The following is an 18,457-nucleotide window of genomic DNA, read 5'->3' as shown; positions in this document are numbered from 1 at the left end:
CGGGGTGACCCGCCGGGTGCTGGTGCTCAACGGTCCCAACCTGGGTCGGCTCGGCCGGCGCCAGCCGGAGATCTACGGCACCACCACCCACGCCGAGCTCGTCGAGCGGTGCGTGGCCTGGGGCGCGGACCTCGGCCTCGAGGTCGAGGTGCGCCAGACCAACCACGAGGGCCTGCTGCTCGACTGGCTCAACGACGCCGCCGACGAGGCCACGCCGGTGGTGCTCAACGCCGCGGCCTGGACGCACTACTCCTGGGCGGTCTTCGACGCCTGCGCCCAGCTCACCGCCCCGCTGGTCGAGGTGCACATCTCCGACCCCCGGACGCGGCCCGAGGAGTTCCGCCACCACTCCGTGGTCACCCCGCACGCCGTCGAGGTGATCGCCGGGCACGGCATCGAGGGCTACCGGATGGCGCTCGAGGTGCTGGCGCGTCTCTGAGAGAGCGTGTCCCTATTCGGCGGCGGCGTGAATGGGCCGTTGGGAAGTGCGTTCGGTGCGCGAGTCGCTCAGCGGGAGATGGGCTCGACGGTCGTCTTGTTCTGCCCGCAGACGATGTAGTGCGCGTACTTGGGCATCTGGCACGCACCATCAACCAGCTCTCTGTCCCCCAGCGGCGCGTCCAGTCGTACGTGGATGTCGTAGGAGACGCCCACGTCGCTGCAAGACATCGCGCGGACGGTCTCCCTGACGGTGATGGTGACCCGTTTCGGGTCCTCGTCAACGTCCGCCCGCGCGCCATCCCTGCACTCGCTGCCGGTGTAGGTCAGCTGCACGACTGCACCGTCTACCCTCGCCGGCTTGTTCCAAGGCGTCGGCTCGGACTGACCGAAGAAGTACCAGGCAGTCACGCTGACGACCCCGATCGCGGAGGCAGTGGCAAGGATGAGCCGCCATGTCACTGCTCCGCGCTGCGCCATCGTCGACATAGAACCGCCTCCGATCTGTCGGTCATCACTATGACGCGTCGGAGTCGCCGGGGGTTCTGAAGGGGGAATCGACCGGCGCCTCCCAGCCCGCTCACGCGGCGAGCTGAGGTGTGCGCCGGTGAGCTCGCGCACGCGACAGGTGGCGCAACGTGGTGGCGATGCAGGCGACCTGTAGCCAACCGGTCGCTGAGGTGGTGGTGTTCTCGAACGATCTCGCCAGGCGACGGGAGCGCCCAAGCCGGCCGTGGGCGACCTCGACTCGCCACGCCCACAGGACCAGGTCCAGCCGGTCGGTGACGCCCTGGTGCTCCACGTGCTCCAGCATCAGCTCGCTAGCCCGGTCCTCGTGGGTCGAGGCGGGCACCACCAACGCGCCGACCGGCAGGCCGGTCACGTCGACTGCGACGACGCGCTTGGTGCCCTCGGTGCGGCCGTAGGGGCCGCCCTTGTCGTGGAAGGTGAACCCACTGTTCGGCGCGCCACGGGCCAGGTGGGTGTCGATGACGACCATCGAGGGCGTCTCCTCGGTCCGCCCGTCGTGTTGGCGCGCGGCCGCGTGCAGCACGGTCAATGCCCGCAACCAGGTGCCGTTGCGCGACCAGCGGCGAAACTGCGACCAGACCCGAGTCCATGGTCCGAAGGACGGGGAGGTAGCGCCATTGGCAGCCGGTCTGGGCGATGCCGCTGGGCGAGCAGCGTGGACAGGCGACGAGTCGCGCTCCACAGTTTTACCTTCGCACCCTTTGCCTCGAACGTGCGTTCGAGTAGGATGAGGCATGGCCTCTCCCGAACTCCCCGACTGCGACACCCCAGCCGCCGTGCTGGCGTTCGCGCAACGCCGCCGGGCGGCAGCCCAGCGGGCGGAGATCGACGTCTTGGAGGCCGCTCTGGTGTGGGCGGCGATGCACCCCGAAGAGTCGGTCGCCGACGCGGCGCCGGCCACCGGTCTGGTCTTCGGCGAGCTCGCGGTGCCGCTCGCTGGCGAGGGGACGCCGCTGGTGGCGGAGTTCGCACCCATGGAGTTCGGCGCGGCGATCGGCATGTCGACCGACTCCGCCCGAGCGCTGGTCGGCGACGCACTGGAGCTCGCGCACCGGTTGAAGCGCACCTGGAAGCTGGTCCGCGCCGGCAAGGTTCCGCTCTGGAAAGCCCGCCGGCTCGCGCAGCTGACCGCCACCCTGCCGCTGGACGGCGCGGACTTCGTGGACCGCCAGCTCGCCGACTTCGTGGGGAAGACCAGCTGGGCGGGGATAGAGCGGCTCGTCGACGAGGCGCGAGTCGCGTTCGACCCTGAGGGCGCGGAGAAGGACCGCCTCGCCGCAGCTGACGGCCGGCGGTTCGATGTCCGCACTGACGAGGCGAACCGCCACGGCAGCGTCCACGTCGAAGGGGTCCTCGACCTCGCCGACGCCATCGACCTCAATACCGCGATCTCCCAGGGCGCCGAGGATCTCGCCGCGCTCGGGTCCACCGAGTCGTTGGACGTACGCCGCTCGATGGCGGCCGGTGAGCTCGCCCGACGCCAGCTCGCTTTCGACCTCCGGGCGGAGGCGGGTGAGGGCGCCGCAGCGGTGGTCAAGCCCCGCCAGGTCGTCATCCACGTGCACCTCTCGCACGCCGCGATCAGTCGCGACGAGTCCGGCATCGCACACGTCGAGGAGACTCGGTCGATCGTGTCGACCGACCAGGTCCGCGACTGGTGCTCCAACCCGCAGACGCAGGTCGTCATCAAGCCGGTCATCGACCTCGAAGCCCATCACCACACCGACGCCTACGCCATTCCCGACCGCCTCGTCGACCAGGCCCGTCTCACGCAGCCGGTCTGCGCCTTCCCGTGGTGTGAACGTCCCGCCCGTCGCTGCGACACCGACCACGTCACCGCCCATGGCGCGGGCCCGAGCGGCGGCCCGACCTGTTCGTGCAATCTGGCTCCGCTCTGCCGGCGTCACCATCGGGCGAAGACCCACACTGGCTGGACCTATGACAAGACCGACGCGGCGACGTACCTCTGGCGATCACCACACGGCCTTCACCTGGTGAAGGACCACGGCACCACCAGCCTCCTCGCCGGCGATCCGCCTGACGACCCGTAGGTCGCGAGCCCTGGAGGTCGATCGAGGTTGTCGGCTGGCGCGGTGACCTCGACGAGCGCCTTGGCGACACCGGTGCTGACCGACGCGATCAGCTCGGCGACGCCCGGTGGCGGGGACGTCAGCGCTGGCGCTGCGTGGGTGCCGCCGAGCCACGCACCATCCGCGTCCAAGGCTGGCCGGCCCCGAGCCGCAGCCGCCGCCTTCGGTAGCGCACGAGGGGGATGCTGCGTCGCGTGCGACCAGGGAGCTGACGCGTCCGAGTCACTCCGCGACGATGCGGATAGTCAGAGGCGCACCGCCATCGGGGAGGAGGGTCGCCCGTCCCGCGGCGGCGTCAGCAGTCCCCAACGTCACGAACTACCCCGAGAACCTCACCCCCCAGACGCTGCAGGGCGCCGGACCTCGCGGTCCGGCGCCCTGCAGGTGATGCGTCAGCGGGGGATCAGTGGAACTTCCCCAGGTCCTCGCGCTCCAGCAGCATGGTCAGGCCGCCGTTCCAGAACGAGAACCCGGCGCCGGTGATCATGGCCAGGTCGAGGTCCTCGGCCGCGGCGACGACGCCCTCGTCGAGCATGATCCGGGCCTCGTCGGCCAGGCCCTTGAGCACCCGGGTGCGGACCTCGGCGGACACGAGCACGACCGGCTCGGCGGGCTTCTCGAGCAGCGCCTCGACCTCGGGGTCCAGGGTGCCGTCGGGGGCGAAGTACGCCGGCTTGCGCGCCGCCACGACCCGCTCGAGGGCGGGGGAGACGTAGAAGCGGTCGGGGAAGGCCCCGGCCAGCGTCTCGGTGTTGTGCAGCGCGATCGCGGGCCCGACCAGGGCGATGAGCGTGAACGGCGACATCGGGGTGACCCCGGCGAACGCGCCGTCCACGACCTGCACCGGCGTGCCCTCGTCGACGATCCGGCTGACGTCGCTCATGAACCGGCCCAGCAGGCGGTTCACGATGAACGACGGGCTGTCCTGCACCAGGATCGTGGTCTTCTTCAGCGCCTTGCCGGTCGCGAACGCGGTGGCCAGCGCGGTGTCGGAGGTCTGCTCCCCGCGCACGATCTCCAGCAGCGGCATCACCGCGACCGGGTTGAAGAAGTGGAAGCCGACGACCCGCTCGGGGTGGGCCAGCTCGGAGGCCATCTCGGTGATCGACAGCGACGAGGTGTTCGTCGCCAGGATGCACTCGGGGGAGACGACCTTCTCGACCTCGGCGAAGACCGACTTCTTCACGCCCATGTCCTCGAAGACCGCCTCGATGACGAAGTCGGCGTCGGCGAACTCGGCCGCCTTGTCCACGGTGCCGGAGACCAGCGCCTTGTGGCGGTTCGCCTTGTCCTGGCCGATGCGGCCCTTGGCGAGCAGCTTGTCGATCTCGGCGTGCACGTAGGCGACGCCCTTGTCGACGCGCTCCTGGTCGAGGTCGTTGAGCACGACCGGGACCTCGAGGCGGCGTACGAAGAGCAGCGCCAGCTGGCTGGCCATCAGGCCGGCACCGACGATGCCCACCTTGGTGACCGGGCGGGCGAGCTTGCGGTCCGGGGCGCCGGCGGGGCGCTTGGCGCGCTTCTGCACCAGGTCGAAGGCGTAGAGCGAGGCGAGCAGCTCGGGGGTGCGCGCCATCGCCTCGAGCGCGTCGTCCTCGGCCGCGAAGCCCTCGTCGCGGGTGCGGTCCTTCGCCGCCGCGATCAGGTCCACGGCCAGGGCGGCCGCGGGGGAGGCGCCGCCGGTGCGGGCCTCGGCGATTGCACGGCCGCGGGCGACCGCGTCGTCCCAGGCGGCACCGCGGTCGACCTCGGGCCGCTCGACGGTGACCTCGCCGCGGAGCACGGAGGCCGCCCACAGCAGCGACTGCTCGAGGAAGTCGGCGCCGGAGAAGCAGGCGTCGGCGAGACCGAGCTTGAAGGCGGCCTTGCCGGAGACGGTGCGGCCGTTGTTGAGCGGGTTCTCGACGATCAGCTTCACGGCGTTCTCGGCGCCGACGAGGTTCGGCACCAGGTAGGCACCGCCCCAGCCGGGCACCAGGCCGAGCATGACCTCGGGCAGGCCCAGCGCCGGGGCGCTGTCCATGACCGTGCGGTAGTCGCAGTGCAGGGCGACCTCGAGGCCGCCGCCGAGCGCGAGGCCGTTGATGAAGCCGAACGACGGCTTGCCGCCGTCGCCGAGCTTGCGGAACACCGCGTGGCCGAGCTCGGCCACGACCCGTACGGCGTCGGGGCCGCCGCCGGCGATCGAGGTGAGGTCGGCGCCGGCCGCGAGGATGAACGGCTTGCCGGTGACACCGAGCGCGGTGATCTCCGGGTCGGCCAGCGCGGCGTCGATCGCGGTGTTGAGCTCGAGCAGCGAGCGCGGGCCGAAGGTGTTGGGCTTGGTGTGGTCCTCGCCGTTGTCCAGCGTGATCAGGCCCAGCACCGGGGCATCGGTGCCGGGCGCGGCCGGCAGCGTCACCTTGCGCAGGTGGGCGCGGGTGACCCGCTCGGCGTCGGAGGAGATCTCCTGGGCGCGGGCCAGCAGGGACGAGATGTCAGTGTCGACACGTCAGGCAACCTCTCCGGTGTAGTGCGGGTTCTCCCAGATCACGGTGCCGCCCATGCCGATGCCGATGCACATGGTGGTCAGGCCGTAGCGGACCTCGGGGCGCTCCTCGAACTGGCGCGCCAGCTGGGTCATCAGGCGCACACCCGAGGACGCGAGCGGGTGGCCCATCGCGATCGCGCCGCCGTACGGGTTGACACGGGCGTCGTCGTCGGCGATGCCGAAGTGCTCGAGGAACGCGAGCACCTGCACGGCGAACGCCTCGTTGACCTCGAAGGCGCCGATGTCGTCGATGGTGAGACCGGCCTGCTTGAGCGCCTTCTCGGTCGACGGGATCGGGCCGGCGCCCATGACCTCGGGCTCGACGCCGACGAAGGAGTACGACACCAGGCGCATCCGGATCGGCAGGCCGAGCTCGCGCGCGGTCTCCTCCTCGGCGAGCAGCGCGGCGGTGGCGCCGTCGTTGATGCCGGCGGCGTTGCCCGCCGTCACACGGCCGTGGGCACGGAACGGCGTCTTGAGGGCCGCGAGCGACTCCACGGTGGTGCCGGGGCGCATCGGCTCGTCGGTCGTGGCCAGGCCCCAGCCCTGCTCGGCGGAGCGGGTGGCGACCGGGACCAGGTCGGGCTGGATCTTGCCGGCCTCGTACGCCGCGGCGGTCTTCTGCTGCGAGCGCACGGCGTAGGCGTCCACGCGCTCCTTGGTGATGGTGGGGAACCGGTCGTGCAGGTTCTCCGCGGTCTTGCCCATCACCAGGGCGTCGGGGTCGACCAGCTTCTCGGAGACGATGCGCGGGTTGGGGTCCACGCCCTCGCCCATCGGGTGGCGGCCCATGTGCTCGACGCCGCCGGCGATGGCCACGTCGTAGGAGCCGAACGCGATGCCGGAGGCGGTGGTGGTCACGGCGGTCATCGCGCCGGCACACATCCGGTCGATCGCGTAGCCGGGCACGCTCTGCGGCAGCCCGGCGAGCAGCGCGGCGGTGCGGCCGATGGTCAGGCCCTGGTCGCCGATCTGGGTGGTGGCTGCCACGGCGACCTCGTCGACCCGCTCCGGGGGCAGCGAGGGGTTGCGGCGCATGAGCTCGCGGATGCACTTGATGACGAGATCGTCGGCACGGGTCTCGGCGTACTGGCCCTTGGCCTTGCCGAAGGGAGTGCGCACGCCGTCGACGAAGACGACCTCTCGCAGCTGTCGGGGCACCTGTTCTCCTGGTCTGCTGGCGGCTGGGAGGTTCAGATTACCCGCGGGTAACAATCGCGGTGACCCCGGGTGGGTGTGGGCGTCCTCACGCGTGTCCGGCAGGCCGATGGTCCCGGTCTTCGAGGGACCTGGGGCCTATCGTGGGGCCGTGACCGAAACCAGGCTCGTGCACATCGTGGACGACGTACCCGAGCTCGACGGGCGTGCGGAGAGCGACCTGACCATGGTCGTCGTGCTCGACGGCTTCCTCGACGCCGGCAAGGCCTCCGGCCGCGCCGCCCAGCACCTCGCCGATCTCTGCGACGGCGGCTCGGTGGTGGCGACCTTCGACGTCGACCAGCTCCACGACTACCGCGCCCGCCGCCCCGCCGTGACCTTCGCCCAGGACCACTACGAGGCCTACGACGCCCCGCGGCTGGTGGTGCGCCTGCTGCGTGACGCCGGCGGTACGCCGTACCTGCTGCTGCACGGCTCGGAGCCCGACACCCGCTGGGAGGGTTTCGCACGCGCGGTGCGCACGGTGATCGAGCGGTTCGGGGTGACCCGCACCGTGCAGATCGCCTCGGTGCCGATGGCGGTCCCGCACACCCGGCCGATCGCGCTGACCCCGCACGCCAACGACCCGTCGCTGGTCGGCGGGCGCAGCCCGTGGACCGGGGAGCTGCGGGTGCCCAGCAGCGCCCAGGCGCTGCTCGAGATCCGGCTCGGCGAGTGGGGCCACCCCGCGGTGGGCTTCGTCGCGCACATCCCGCACTACCTCGGCCAGCTCGAGTACCCCCAGGCCGCCACGGTCCTGCTCGAGCAGGTCGAGCGGGCCGGCCGGCTCACGATCGACCTGTCCGGGCTGCGCGCCGAGGCCGAGGACCGCGAGGCCGAGATCGAGACCTACCTCGCCGCCAACGCCGAGGTCGCCGACGTGGTCGCGGCGCTGGAGCGGCAGTACGACTCCTTCGCCCGCGCCGAGGAGTCCGGCAACAGCCTGCTGGCCGAGGACCAGCCGCTGCCGACCGGCGAGGAGATCGGGCGACAGTTCGAGCAGTTCCTGGCCGGCCTCGACGGCGACGACGACCACCGCGACGACAAGCAGGGCTGATGGCCAAGGACCTCCACGAGCTGCTCGGGCTGCTCGACCTCGAGACGATCGATGACAACCTGTTCCGCGGCGCGGTGGCCGACATGTCGCTGCACCGGGTCTTCGGCGGGCAGGTCGCGGCGCAGGCGCTGGTCGCCGGCACCCGCACCGTCGACCCGGAGTTCGTCGTGCACTCGCTGCACTCCTACTTCCTCCAGCCCGGCGACCCGCGCGCGCCGATCCTCTACGACGTCGACACCTTGCGCGACGGACGCTCCTTCCACACCCGCCGGGTGCTGGCGCGCCAGCACGGGCGGCCGATCTTCGCGCTGACCGCGAGCTTCCAGCGTCCCGAGGACGGGCTCACCCATCAGGACCGGATGCCGCAGGTGCCGGCACCGGACGAGGTCCCCGCGCGCGACCGCGGTCCGGCGCACGCCGACGCCGACGCCGAGTGGGCCGTCGCCGACATCCGCCTGATCGGCACCTCTGCCGCCGGGCTGCCCGCCGACCCCACCCGCCCCGGGCGGCAGCGGTCCTGGCTGCGGATCGCCGAGCGGCTGCCCGAGGACCCGTTCCTGCACCTCGCGGCCTTCACCTACCTCACCGACATGACCGTCATGGGCGCCGCGCTGGCCCCGCACGGGCTGCGGCTGGGCGATCCCCGCGTGCAGCTGGCCTCGCTGGACCACGCGATCTGGTTCCACCGCCCGTTCCGCGCCGACGAGTGGTGGCTCTACGACCAGGTCTCGCCGTCGGCGTCCGGGGGGCGCGGACTGGTCACCGCCAACGTGTTCACCCACGACGGCCAGCTGGCCGCCACGGTGGCGCAGGAGTTCTTGATGCGCCCGGTCCGGGCGAAGGAGGAGTCATGAGCATCCCGACCGCCGACGCGGTGGCCGAGCTGGTGCGCCTGCTCGACCTCGAGCAGCTCGACCCCGACCTGTTCCGTGGCCGCCAGCCCGACTCCGGGCGCGCCCGGGTGTACGGCGGCCAGGTCGCCGCCCAGGCGCTGATCGCGGCCACCCGCACCGTCGACCCGTCGTACGCCGTGCACTCGCTGCACTCCTACTTCCTGCGCGGCGGCGACTACGCGGTGCCGATCGTCTATGACGTGGAGCGCATCCGCGAGGGGCGGTCCTTCCAGACCCGCCGGGTGGTGGCGCGTCAGCACGGGCGCCCGATCTACTACCAGACGCTCGACTTCCAGGTCGTCGAGGACGGCTTCGACCACCACGACGTGATGCCAGAGGTCGCCGGGCCGGACGCCGGGTTCGACCTCGGCGCGGTGATGAGGCGCGGCGGCAACCCGGAGGCTGACGCGCTCGCGCGCGAGTGGGCCTCGATCGACGCGCGCTACCTCGGCAACTCCTCTGCCGGGCTGGCCCCGGACCCGGACCACCCGTCGCGGGCGCAGATGTGGGCCCGCGTGCACGCCGGGCTCCCCGACGACCCGGTCGTGCACCTCGCGGCGTTCACCTACGCCAGCGACATCACGTTGCTCGGCGCGAGCCTCGCCGCGCACCCGGTCACGCCGGCCGACGTGCAGATGGCCTCGCTGGACCACACGATCTGGTTCCACCGGCCCTTCCACGCCGACGAGTGGTGGCTCTACGACCAGGTCTCGCCGGCCGCCCAGGGCGCCCGCGGCCTCTCGCTGGGCCGGATCTTCACCGAGGACGGCCGCCTGGTCGCCACCTGCGCCCAGGAGGGCCTGATCCGCCCGGTGCGCCCCCGGGACTGACCTGCCCCTTCTCCGCCGAGTCGGCGCCAATGGTGCGGCGAGTCGGCGCCAATGGTGCGGCGAGTGGGCGCCCATGGCGACGCCCCCGTGCTCATCGGAGCATCGGGGGCGTCGGCGAGGTGGTGCTCAGCTGCTGCTGGCGGGGACCTGTCCGGTCTCGCGCCACCAGGCGGCGAAGGTCAGCTCCTCGTTGGGGTCCCGGCGGGAGCCGGGCTTGGGCGAGGACGACCGGCGCTGGAGGGCGTCGGCGGAGGCGTTCACGATCTTCTCCTGGTAGGCGAGGAACTGGCTGCGGGGGTAGCGGCGCTGGCGCAGGGCGTCCTGCGCCGCGGCGGTTGAGGTGCTCACCAGATGTGCCTGCCCAGGAAGCGACCGGGTCATGCGTCGGTGTTGTCCTTCTCACCCGAGCTCGCGCGTGCGCAGCCGTGCGCGGCTCCGACCAGGTGCGTCGACGTCCCGTCGGGGGAGGTGAGCGCGAACGCCCAGCCGTCGTCGGTACGCCGGGTGCCGAGCGCGACCGTGCCGGGCAGGAGCACCGGGCGGCGGAAGGAGACGTCGACGCGGGCGGCGCCGGGGATGCGGTTCTCCAGGCTGGCCACGCAGCGGGCCAGCGTCCACATGCCGTGGGCGATGTGGCGCGGGAAGCCGAGGGCACGGGCGCTCAGCGGGTGGAGGTGGATCGGGTTGCGGTCCCCGGAGACCGCGGCGTACCGACGCCCCAGGTCGCCGGGCAGCGGCCAGGTCAGCGACCCGACGCCCACCTCCGGGTACGCCGCGTCGGGCGCGGGCACGCCCGGCACCGACCGGCCGCGGGAGAGGTAGGTCGAGACCTCCTCCCACGCCACCTCGCCGTCCGCGTCGCGCACGGTGGTGGCGAAGGCGAACGCGACGCCCTTGCGGTGCGGCAGCGGCGAGCCTACCGAGACCTCGACGTCCAGACGCTCGCCCACCCGCATCTCGCGGTGGGCGCGCACCGAGTTGTCGATGTGCACGGTGCCGATCGCCGGCGCCGGGAACGCCCGGTCGGCCAGGATCGCCAGCTGCAGGTCGAAGCCGAGCAGGTGCGGGTAGGGCAGCGGCACCGTGTCCTTGCGCGGGAACCCGCACACCCCGGCGTACGCGTCCACGTGCGCCCGCTCGACGACGACGCCCTCGCGGGAGCGGCGCATCCCGGTGAACCCCTCCAACGGCGCCTTGCGCACGCCCGGCAGGGCGCCGATCCCGGGCATCGTCGGCAGCGCGGCGCGCAGCAGCGTCCCGACCCCCGAGCCGCCCATGCTCAGGCGCCCAGCATCATCTGGCCGCAGACCCGGACCACGTTGCCGCTGACGGCGCGTGAGCCCGGGTGGGCGTACCAGGCGATGGTCTCCGCGACGTCGACCGGCAGGCCACCCTGCGCCATCGCGTTGAGCCGCTGGCCGACCTCCCGGGTCGCGAACGGCACCGCGGCCGTCATCTGGGTGATGATGAAGCCCGGGGCGACCGCGTTGATCGTGACGCCGTCGGGACGCTCCGCCAGCTCGTCGGCAAGGGAGTCGACCAGGCCGATCACGCCAGCCTTGGAGGCGGCGTAGTTGGTCTGCCCGACGTTGCCCGCGATGCCGGCGATCGAGGCGACGCCGATGATCGACCCGCCGGCGTTCACGACACCCTGGTCGAGCAGCTCGCGGGTGATCCGCTCCGGCGCGGTGAGGTTGACCGCGATCACGGAGTCCCAGCGGTCCTCGGACATGTTGGCCAGCCGCTTGTCGCGGGTGATGCCGGCGTTGTGCACCACCACGTCGACCCCGCCGTGCTTCTCCCGCAGGTGGTGGGCGATGCGCTGCGGGGCGTCCGGGGCGGTGATGTCGAGGACCAGCCAGTCCCCGTCGAGCTCGCCCATCACCGTCTGCAGCTCGCTCGCGGCCTGCGGTACGTCCAGCCCCACGACGCGCGCGCCGTCGCGGTGCAGCACCCGTGCGATCGCCTCGCCGATGCCCCGGCTGGCGCCGGTCACCAGGGCGACCTTGCCGGCGAGCGGGCGGTCCCGGTCGGTGACCTCGCCGGCCACGCCGACGCCGCCGTGCGTGCCGATCCGCACGACCTGCCCGGAGACGTACGCCGACTTGGGGGAGAGCAGGAACGCCAGCGTCGAGGTGAGCTCGTCCTCGGCCCCGGGGGCGACCTGCACGAGCTGGACGGTGCCGCCCTGGCCGATCTCCTTGCCGAGGCTGCGGGTGAAGCCCTCGAGCGCGCGCTGGGCGACCCGCTCGGGACCGGAGACCTGGTCCGGCGGCGTACCGATGACCACGACGCGGGGGTTGGTGTCCAGGCTGCGCAGCCGCGGGGTGAAGAAGTCGCGCAGGGCGCCGAGCTGGTCGCTGGAGGTCAAACCGGTGGCGTCGAAGACCAGGCCGCGCAGGCGCGCGCCGTCGGCGGGCGGCTCGGTGGTGGTCTCGATGTCGAGGTCGCCGAGGAGCCCGGGCAGGGAGTCGACCAGTCGCCCGCGGCCGCCGACGAGCACGGTGCCGGTGACCAGCGGCGCGCCCTCGACGTGGCGGGTCAGCGGGGTCGGGCGGGGCAGGCCGAGGTTCTTGACGAGGATCCGGCCGACGGGGGAGGAGGCGAACTCCTGGTAGCGGTCGCTCATGAGACTCCATGCAACTAGTGGTGTAACTCGATGTCCAGATTTCGTGATGTGGCCCTCACTGGGTTTAGCCGTACCCACTCGGGCGGCAAGACTGTGTCCCATGACCGGCCTCGATCCCGCCACCACCGTCCGCCGCGTCGCCATCGTCGGCGGCAACCGCATCCCGTTCGCGCGCTCCAACACCGCGTACGCCGAGGTCTCCAACCAGGAGATGCTCACCGCCGCGATCGACGGACTGGTGAAGCGCTTCGGCCTCGAGGGCGAGCGCGTCGGGGAGGTGGTGGCCGGGGCGGTGCTCAAGCACTCGCGCGACTTCAACCTCACCCGGGAGTCCGTGCTCGGCTCGCGCCTGGCGCCCGAGACGCCCGCGACCGACATCCAGCAGGCGTGCGGCACCGGTCTGCAGGCGGCGATCCAGGTCGCCAACAAGATCGCGCTCGGCCAGATCGAGGTCGGCATCGCCGGCGGCACCGACACCACCTCCGACGCCCCGATCGCGGTCGGCGAGCGGCTGCGCAAGATCCTGCTCGAGCTCAATCGCGCCAAGGACCTCAAGGGTCGTCTCGCCGCGCTCGCCAAGGTCCGTCCCGGCGACGTGGTCCCCTCGATCCCGCAGAACGGCGAGCCGCGGACGCGGCTCTCGATGGGCGAGCACGCCGCGCTCACCGCGCTGGAGTGGCAGATCGGGCGCGAGGAGCAGGACGAGCTGGCCGCCGCCTCCCACCAGCACCTCGCCGCGGCGTACGACCGGGGCTTCCTCGACGACCAGGTCACGCCGTTCCGGGGGCTGGAGCGCGACCAGAACCTGCGCCCCGACTCCACGCCCGAGAAGCTCGCCCGGCTCAAGCCGGTGTTCGGCCGAGGCGCGGCGGCGACGATGACGGCCGGCAACTCCACGCCGCTGACCGACGGCGCCTCGGTGGTGCTGCTGGCCTCCGAGGAGTGGGCCGCCGCGCGCGGGCTGCCGGTGCTGGCCTATCTCACCGACTACGAGACCGCGGCGGTCGACTACGTGCACGGCCACGAGGGGCTGCTGATGGCGCCGGCCTATGCGATGCCGCGGATGCTGGCGCGCCAGGGGCTGACGCTGCAGGACTTCGACTTCTATGAGATCCACGAGGCGTTCGCCTCCCAGGTGCTGGCGACGCTCAAGGCCTGGGAGGACCCGGTGTTCTGCGCCGAGCGGCTCGGCCTCGACGCCCCGCTCGGGTCGATCGACCGGACCCGGCTCAACGTCACCGGCTCCTCGCTGGCCGCGGGTCACCCGTTCGCGGCCACCGGCGGGCGGATCCTCACCGTGCTCGCCAAGCTGCTCGCCGAGAACGGCTCCGGGCGGGGCGTGGTCTCGGTGTGCGCGGCCGGCGGTCAGGGGATCACCGCGATCCTCGAGCGTCCCTGACGGTGGCGCCGGCCGTGCGCCGTCCGCTCAGGAGCGGTGCGTGGCCAGCGCGAGCGCCGAGGTGACCAGGTAGACCCGCACCTGGTCGGCGGAGATCTCGCCGAGCGTCGGGATGCCGGGGGCGGCCTCCTTGACCAGGATGCCGACCCGGGCGAGCTGGAGCGCGCCGAGGCCGCTGGCGTAGAGGGTGTTGGCGAGCAGGTGCGGGTCCTGCACGTGGAAGTCGCCGGCCGCGACGCCGTCCTCCAGCACGCCGGTGAGGATGACCAGGCACGAGGAGATCGCTCGGCCGAGCCGGAACAGCGCGCCCTCGGAGATCTCGTCGAGCAGCTCGGGGCCGGAGCGGCGCATCAGCGCCTGCGCGCAGTCGACGAAGGCCGGGTGCGCCACGCCGTACTCCACGAAGGCGGTGACGATCGCCTCGAGGCGTACGGCGGGGGCCGCGTCGGAGGCGCCCGCGGCCTCGAGGGCGTCGCGCAGCTCCTCGAGGTAGCCGACCAGGGTGAGCGCGAAGAGCTCCTCCTTGCCGGTGAAGTGGCGGTAGACGATCGCCCGGTTGATGCCGACCGCCTTGGCGATGTCGTCGATCTGGGCGTCACGCACGCCGCGCTGGTCGAACAGTGCGCGGGTGGCGGCGATGATCTCGGCCTCGCGCTTGCGGCGCCGGACGGCTGCGGCTGACCGACGGCCGTCGGTCTCGGAGGCACTGGTGGGCATGCGGCTGATGCTAACCACCCCGGCGCGGTGATCTGCACGTTCGGGCGCAGCGCTGCCTCGGTCGCCGGGGACGGCCGGGCCCCGCCGAGTCGGCGTCAATGGTTGCGCGAGTCGGCGCCGATGGCGCGCTGTCTCTCGATTCGAGTGGTTGAAAGTCTCGACTCGACCGTCAGAGGTCTCGACTCGACCTGTCAGCGGGGGGCGGGCGGCCTCGGTCGCGGGAGGTGGCGCGGCGACGACTACGATCCACAGCGTGACTGCCACCCTCGTCGCGAAGGGCCTGGCCGGCGGCCACGGCCATCGCGTGCTTTTTGAGTCCCTCGACCTGACGGTCGCCCCCGGTGACGTGGTCGGCGTCGTGGGCGCCAACGGTGCCGGTAAGTCGACGCTGCTGCGCCTGCTGGCCGGCGTCGACGCCCCGCTGGCCGGCAGCGTGTCGCTGGCGCCCGCGGACGCGTTCGTCGGCTGGCTGCCGCAGGAGCACGACCGGTTGCCGGGGGAGACGGTGGCCGGCTACGTCGCCCGTCGTACCGGTGCCACGGCCGCGACCGAGGCGATGGAGTGGACCGCGGCCGCGCTCGGTACGGACATGCCTGGCGCCGACGACGCGTACGCCGTCGCCTTCGACCACTGGATGGCCTCGGGCGCCTCCGACCTCGAGGACCGGCTGCCGCCGGTGCTCGCCGACCTCGGGCTGGACGTCGGCCCGGACGCGCTGATGACCTCGCTGTCCGGCGGGCAGGCGGCGCGGGCCGCGCTGGCCGCGTTGCTGGTGAGCCGCTTCGACGTCGTACTGCTCGACGAGCCGACCAACGACCTCGACCTCGACGGCCTGGAGCGGCTGGAGGCGTTCGTGCGCGGGCTGCGCGGGGGAGTCGTGCTGGTCTCGCACGACCGCGAGTTCCTGGCCCGCTGCGTGACGCGGGTGGTCGAGCTCGACCTGGCCCAGCACCAGGTGGCGGTCTACGACGGCGGGTACGACGCGTTCCTCGCCGACCGCGCCGTGGCGAAGCGCCACGCCCGCGAGGCCTACGAGGAGTTCGCGGACAAGAAGGCCGACCTGGTCTCGCGCGCGAAGGTGCAGCGCGAGTGGAGCTCCCAGGGCGTGCGCAACGCGATGAAGAAGTCGCCCGACAACGACAAGATCCGGCGCCGTGCGCAGACCGAGTCCTCGGAGAAGCAGGCGCAGAAGGTGCGCCAGATGGAGTCGCGGATCGCGCGGCTCGACGAGGTCGAGGAGCCGCGGAAGGAGTGGGTGCTGCAGTTCAGCATCGCCGCCGCGCCGCGCTCCTCGGCGGTGGTCGCCACGCTCAACGAAGCCACACTGACCCAGGGCGACTTCACCTTCGGGCCCGCCTCGCTGCAGGTCAACGCGCGCGACCGGATCGGCATCACCGGGCCCAACGGCGCGGGCAAGACCACGCTGCTGCGGCTGCTCCTGGGCGAGGTCGCGCCGGACTCCGGCTCGGCGTCGCTGGGTGCCTCGGTGGCGGTCGGCGTGATCGACCAGGCCCGCACCGGGCTGGCCGAGGACCAGCCGCTCGGCACCGCCGTCGAGCTCGCGGTCCCCGAGTGGACGCCGGCCGAGGTCCGCACCCTGCTCGCGAAGTTCGGCCTCAAGGCCGACCAGGTCTCCAGCCTCGTCGGCCGGCTCTCGCCCGGTGAGCGGACCCGCGCCGCGATGGCGCTGCTGCAGGCCCGCGGCGTCAACCTGCTGGTGCTCGACGAGCCCACCAACCACCTCGACCTGCCCGCGATCGAGCAGCTCGAGGAGGCGCTCGCGTCGTACGACGGCGCGCTGCTGCTGGTCTCCCACGACCGCCGGCTGCTCGCGAATGTCGCGCTTGACCAGCGCTGGCGGGTGGAGGACGGCCGGGTCCAGGTCGGCTGAGGCCCGCCTGGCTGAAGCACGTTGCCGGTTGGTGGCGCGGCTCAGGCGATCCAGCGGCGCAGCTCGCCGGCGAGAACGCGGCCGAACTGCAGCTCGGGGAAGTGCGATCCGGCGCCGATGACGTGCTCGGCCTCGAGCTCGCGGAACAGCCGTTCACGTACCTGTGCGGCGAGGGCAGGGTCGACATCTCCGATGGATTGCCAGGTGGGCTCGTCCAGCTGGATCGGGCACACGATGGCGTCCCCGAGGAGCAGCGCGCGCTGGACGCCGGAGGACACCACGACGGACAGGTGGCCGGGTGTGTGCCCGGGCGTCATAACGAGGTCGGCCCCGGGAGCTACGGGGGTGTCCTCGCTGACCAAGTGGAGTCGTGCGCCGTCGGCCTCGTGGAACCCGTGGCGGATGTGGTCGAACATCCAGACGTCGGGGTCCGCGACGAAGTGGTGCCAGTCGTGCTCCCCGAACCAGATGTCGGCGTGGGGGAACGTGGGCGCCCCCGTGAAGTCGAACAGCCAGCCGCAGTGATCGGCGTGCAGGTGGGTGCAGATGACGGTGTCGATGTCGGTGGGCCACACACCGAGGGCACGAAGCCCGAGGGGGAGCTGCCCACCGATGAGGAGCCGTCGGTCGCCGTCGTCGCGCATCGCCGGACCCATGCCGGCGTCGACGAGGATCGTGCGGGTCCCGGCCCGGCGCGGAACGTGCCGTCGGTGAGCGCCAGAAGGTCGATGTCGCCGATGCGCACGGGAGCGCTCCGTGTCAGCACCAACCGGGCCCGACCGGCGTTGGTCGACTGCATGAGCAGCGCCCCCGACGTTCGGATAACAGACGCAACCGGGAGCGGTTCACCGGACACAAGGAGCCACGCCACTCGCCGTCCCAGACAGGCAGCAACGACGATGGGCACCCGGGGGAGTACGCGTCCCTGACCTGGGATGACGGTCGCCCAGGACTGTCGGTGGTCGATGGTTGAGTAGGTCCATGGAACCCTCGTTCGCACCCCGATCCGGCCACTCGGTGGCCGTGGCGGTGGCGTGCGTGCACGAGGCGCTGGACGCGGTCGCGGATGCGCCGGTGTGGTCGCTGAGCGAGGCCGAGGCCGGGGCGACGCTGCTGGAGCTGACGTCCGAGATCGCCCGGTTGCAGGAGCTGCGGCTGCGGGTCGCGGCCCATGCCCACAGTGTCGAGGTGGGCGACGCGGTGGGTGCGACGAGCACCGCGAACTGGTGGGCCCACCAGTCCCGTCTGACCCGCCCCGAGGCGCACCGGTTGATGCGCCTGGCCCGCGCCCTCGACACCGGGCACCACGACGGCGTCCGCGAGGCCCTGGGGGCTGGGCGGATCCACCTCGACCAGGCGCAGGTCATCACCGACGCCGTCGACGACCTGCCCGCCGACCTGGTCGACGAGGACACCCGGGCCCGGGCCGAGGAGTTCCTCCTCGAGCAGGCCGGCGAGCACGACGCGATCACCCTGCGCCGCCTCGCCAAGAGACTCATCGAGGTCGCCGCCCCCGAGCAGGCCGACGCCGCCGAGGCCGCCCGCCTGGAGCGGGAGGAAGCCGCCGCCCGCGCCGCCGCCCGGCTGACCATGTCCGACGACGGGCACGGCAAGTCCCACGGTCGGTTCACCATCCCCACCCACCACGCGGCGATGCTGCGCGCCGCGCTGCTCGCGATTGCGGCCCCGAAGCACCAGCACGCCGTCAACGGCGCCGGAGCTGCGGGGGCTGAGCGGCGGCCGGGGCCGGAGCGGATGGGGCAGGCGTTCTGTGACTACCTCGAGCGCTACCCCGCCGACCGCCTCCCCGACGCCGGCGGGGTGGCCGCGACCATCGTGGTCACGATGACCCTCGAGTCGCTGCTCGGTGGGCTTCGCGCCGCACACCTGCACACCGGCGAGACGATCTCCGCCACCGAGGCCCGGCGGCTGGCGTGTGAGGCGGGGATCGTGCCGGCCGTCCTCGACGGCCAGGGCCGGCCCCTCGACGTCGGCCGCAAGCGCCGGTTCCACACCAAGACCCACCGCGTTGCCCTGGCGCTGCGCGACGGCGGCTGCACCGCCGAAGGGTGTGACTGGCCACCCGGGCTGTGCCACGCGCACCACGACGTTCCGTGGTCGCGCGGCGGGACCACCAGCGTCGCCACCGGCCGGCTCCTCTGCCCCCGCCACCACGCCCGCGCGCACGACCCCGGCTACGAGGCCAAGCCCCTACCCGGAGGGAAGCTGACCTTCCACCGACGCTGCTAGACCAA

16 protein-coding genes and 1 pseudogene are annotated in these 18,457 nt (G+C 72.5%); 8 read left to right on the top strand and 9 right to left on the bottom strand.

All coding sequences use genetic code 11. The features are described from left to right. The first annotated feature begins 4 nt into the window (after positions 1-4). Positions 5-439, top strand: a complete 435-nt coding sequence (locus GFH29_RS11110; RefSeq protein ID WP_153325752.1) for a type II 3-dehydroquinate dehydratase — start codon at positions 5-7, stop codon at positions 437-439. Between the two features lie 68 nt (positions 440-507). On the opposite strand, the gene GFH29_RS11105 is transcribed toward GFH29_RS11110, so the two are convergent. Together GFH29_RS11105 and GFH29_RS11100 are read right to left on the bottom strand one after the other, a co-directional pair. Beyond that, positions 508-927 (bottom strand): hypothetical protein, encoded by a 420-nt coding sequence (locus GFH29_RS11105; RefSeq protein WP_153323632.1) that lies wholly within the window; start codon positions 925-927, stop codon positions 508-510. A gap of 91 nt (positions 928-1,018) precedes the next feature. Next, positions 1,019-1,498 (bottom strand): hypothetical protein, encoded by a 480-nt coding sequence (locus tag GFH29_RS11100; RefSeq protein WP_153323630.1) that lies wholly within the window; start codon positions 1,496-1,498, stop codon positions 1,019-1,021. Positions 1,499-1,703: 205 nt separating this feature from the next. On the opposite strand from GFH29_RS11100, the gene GFH29_RS11095 reads away from it, so the two are divergent. Beyond that, positions 1,704-3,020, top strand: coding sequence for an HNH endonuclease signature motif containing protein (locus GFH29_RS11095; RefSeq protein WP_153323628.1), 1,317 nt, complete (start codon positions 1,704-1,706; stop codon positions 3,018-3,020). 442 nt (positions 3,021-3,462) lie between these two features. Here the strand turns inward: GFH29_RS11095 and GFH29_RS11090 are convergent, their stop codons facing one another. Next, positions 3,463-5,460 (bottom strand): 3-hydroxyacyl-CoA dehydrogenase NAD-binding domain-containing protein, encoded by a 1,998-nt coding sequence (locus GFH29_RS11090; RefSeq protein WP_228387437.1) that lies wholly within the window; start codon positions 5,458-5,460, stop codon positions 3,463-3,465. Between the two features lie 90 nt (positions 5,461-5,550). Further along, complete coding sequence (locus GFH29_RS11085; RefSeq protein WP_153323624.1) at positions 5,551-6,750, bottom strand: thiolase family protein; 1,200 nt, start codon at positions 6,748-6,750, stop codon at positions 5,551-5,553. A 148-nt stretch (positions 6,751-6,898) separates the two neighbouring features. Between GFH29_RS11085 and GFH29_RS11080 the strand changes: the two genes are divergently transcribed. From GFH29_RS11080 to GFH29_RS11070, 3 genes are read left to right on the top strand one after another with little or no spacing between them, the layout of a single operon-like run. Then, positions 6,899-7,843, top strand: a complete 945-nt coding sequence (locus GFH29_RS11080; protein ID WP_228387436.1) for a proteasome assembly chaperone family protein — start codon at positions 6,899-6,901, stop codon at positions 7,841-7,843. Further along, the gene (locus GFH29_RS11075; RefSeq protein WP_153323622.1) at positions 7,843-8,697 is read left to right on the top strand and encodes an acyl-CoA thioesterase; all 855 of its coding nucleotides are present in this window, start codon (positions 7,843-7,845) and stop codon (positions 8,695-8,697) included. Before GFH29_RS11080 ends, GFH29_RS11075 begins: the two co-directional genes overlap by 1 nt. Next, positions 8,694-9,566 (top strand): acyl-CoA thioesterase, encoded by an 873-nt coding sequence (locus tag GFH29_RS11070; protein WP_153323620.1) that lies wholly within the window; start codon positions 8,694-8,696, stop codon positions 9,564-9,566. The genes GFH29_RS11075 and GFH29_RS11070 overlap by 4 nt, the downstream gene beginning before the upstream one ends. A gap of 126 nt (positions 9,567-9,692) precedes the next feature. On the opposite strand, the gene GFH29_RS11065 is transcribed toward GFH29_RS11070, so the two are convergent. Genes GFH29_RS11065 through GFH29_RS11055 form a run of 3 tightly spaced genes read right to left on the bottom strand, consistent with a single transcriptional unit; the run spans position 9,693 to position 12,195 of the window. After that, positions 9,693-9,914 (bottom strand): hypothetical protein, encoded by a 222-nt coding sequence (locus GFH29_RS11065; protein ID WP_153323618.1) that lies wholly within the window; start codon positions 9,912-9,914, stop codon positions 9,693-9,695. A gap of 29 nt (positions 9,915-9,943) precedes the next feature. Then, on the bottom strand, positions 9,944-10,843 hold the full coding sequence (locus GFH29_RS11060) for a MaoC/PaaZ C-terminal domain-containing protein (RefSeq protein WP_153323615.1): 900 nt from the start codon (positions 10,841-10,843) through the stop codon (positions 9,944-9,946). Positions 10,844-10,845: 2 nt separating this feature from the next. Further along, complete coding sequence (locus GFH29_RS11055) at positions 10,846-12,195, bottom strand: 3-oxoacyl-ACP reductase (protein WP_153323613.1); 1,350 nt, start codon at positions 12,193-12,195, stop codon at positions 10,846-10,848. A gap of 100 nt (positions 12,196-12,295) precedes the next feature. Here GFH29_RS11055 and GFH29_RS11050 point away from each other — a divergent pair, with 100 nt between their 5' ends. Further along, on the top strand, positions 12,296-13,594 hold the full coding sequence (locus tag GFH29_RS11050) for an acetyl-CoA C-acetyltransferase (RefSeq protein WP_153323611.1): 1,299 nt from the start codon (positions 12,296-12,298) through the stop codon (positions 13,592-13,594). 27 nt (positions 13,595-13,621) lie between these two features. Here the strand turns inward: GFH29_RS11050 and GFH29_RS11045 are convergent, their stop codons facing one another. Continuing rightward, positions 13,622-14,311: a TetR/AcrR family transcriptional regulator gene (locus GFH29_RS11045; RefSeq protein ID WP_153323610.1), complete on the bottom strand. Its 690-nt coding sequence runs from the start codon at positions 14,309-14,311 to the stop codon at positions 13,622-13,624. A gap of 253 nt (positions 14,312-14,564) precedes the next feature. On the opposite strand from GFH29_RS11045, the gene GFH29_RS11040 reads away from it, so the two are divergent. After that, positions 14,565-16,202 carry an ABC-F family ATP-binding cassette domain-containing protein gene (locus GFH29_RS11040; RefSeq protein ID WP_153323608.1) on the top strand — a complete coding sequence of 546 codons (1,638 nt, stop codon included), beginning with the start codon at positions 14,565-14,567 and terminating at the stop codon, positions 16,200-16,202. Positions 16,203-16,243: 41 nt separating this feature from the next. Here the strand turns inward: GFH29_RS11040 and GFH29_RS11035 are convergent. Beyond that, positions 16,244-16,879, bottom strand: a pseudogene (locus GFH29_RS11035) (MBL fold metallo-hydrolase); the annotation flags it as partial. A gap of 304 nt (positions 16,880-17,183) precedes the next feature. Between GFH29_RS11035 and GFH29_RS11030 the strand changes: the two are divergent. Continuing rightward, the gene (locus GFH29_RS11030; protein WP_153323604.1) at positions 17,184-18,452 is read left to right on the top strand and encodes an HNH endonuclease signature motif containing protein; all 1,269 of its coding nucleotides are present in this window, start codon (positions 17,184-17,186) and stop codon (positions 18,450-18,452) included. Positions 18,453-18,457 lie beyond the last annotated feature (5 nt).

Source organism: Nocardioides sp. dk884 (assembly GCF_009557055.1).
GTDB lineage: Bacteria > Actinomycetota > Actinomycetes > Propionibacteriales > Nocardioidaceae > Nocardioides.
The sequence above is the reverse complement of the archived record's forward strand: the minus strand, read 5'-3'. Positions and strand labels throughout refer to the sequence as shown.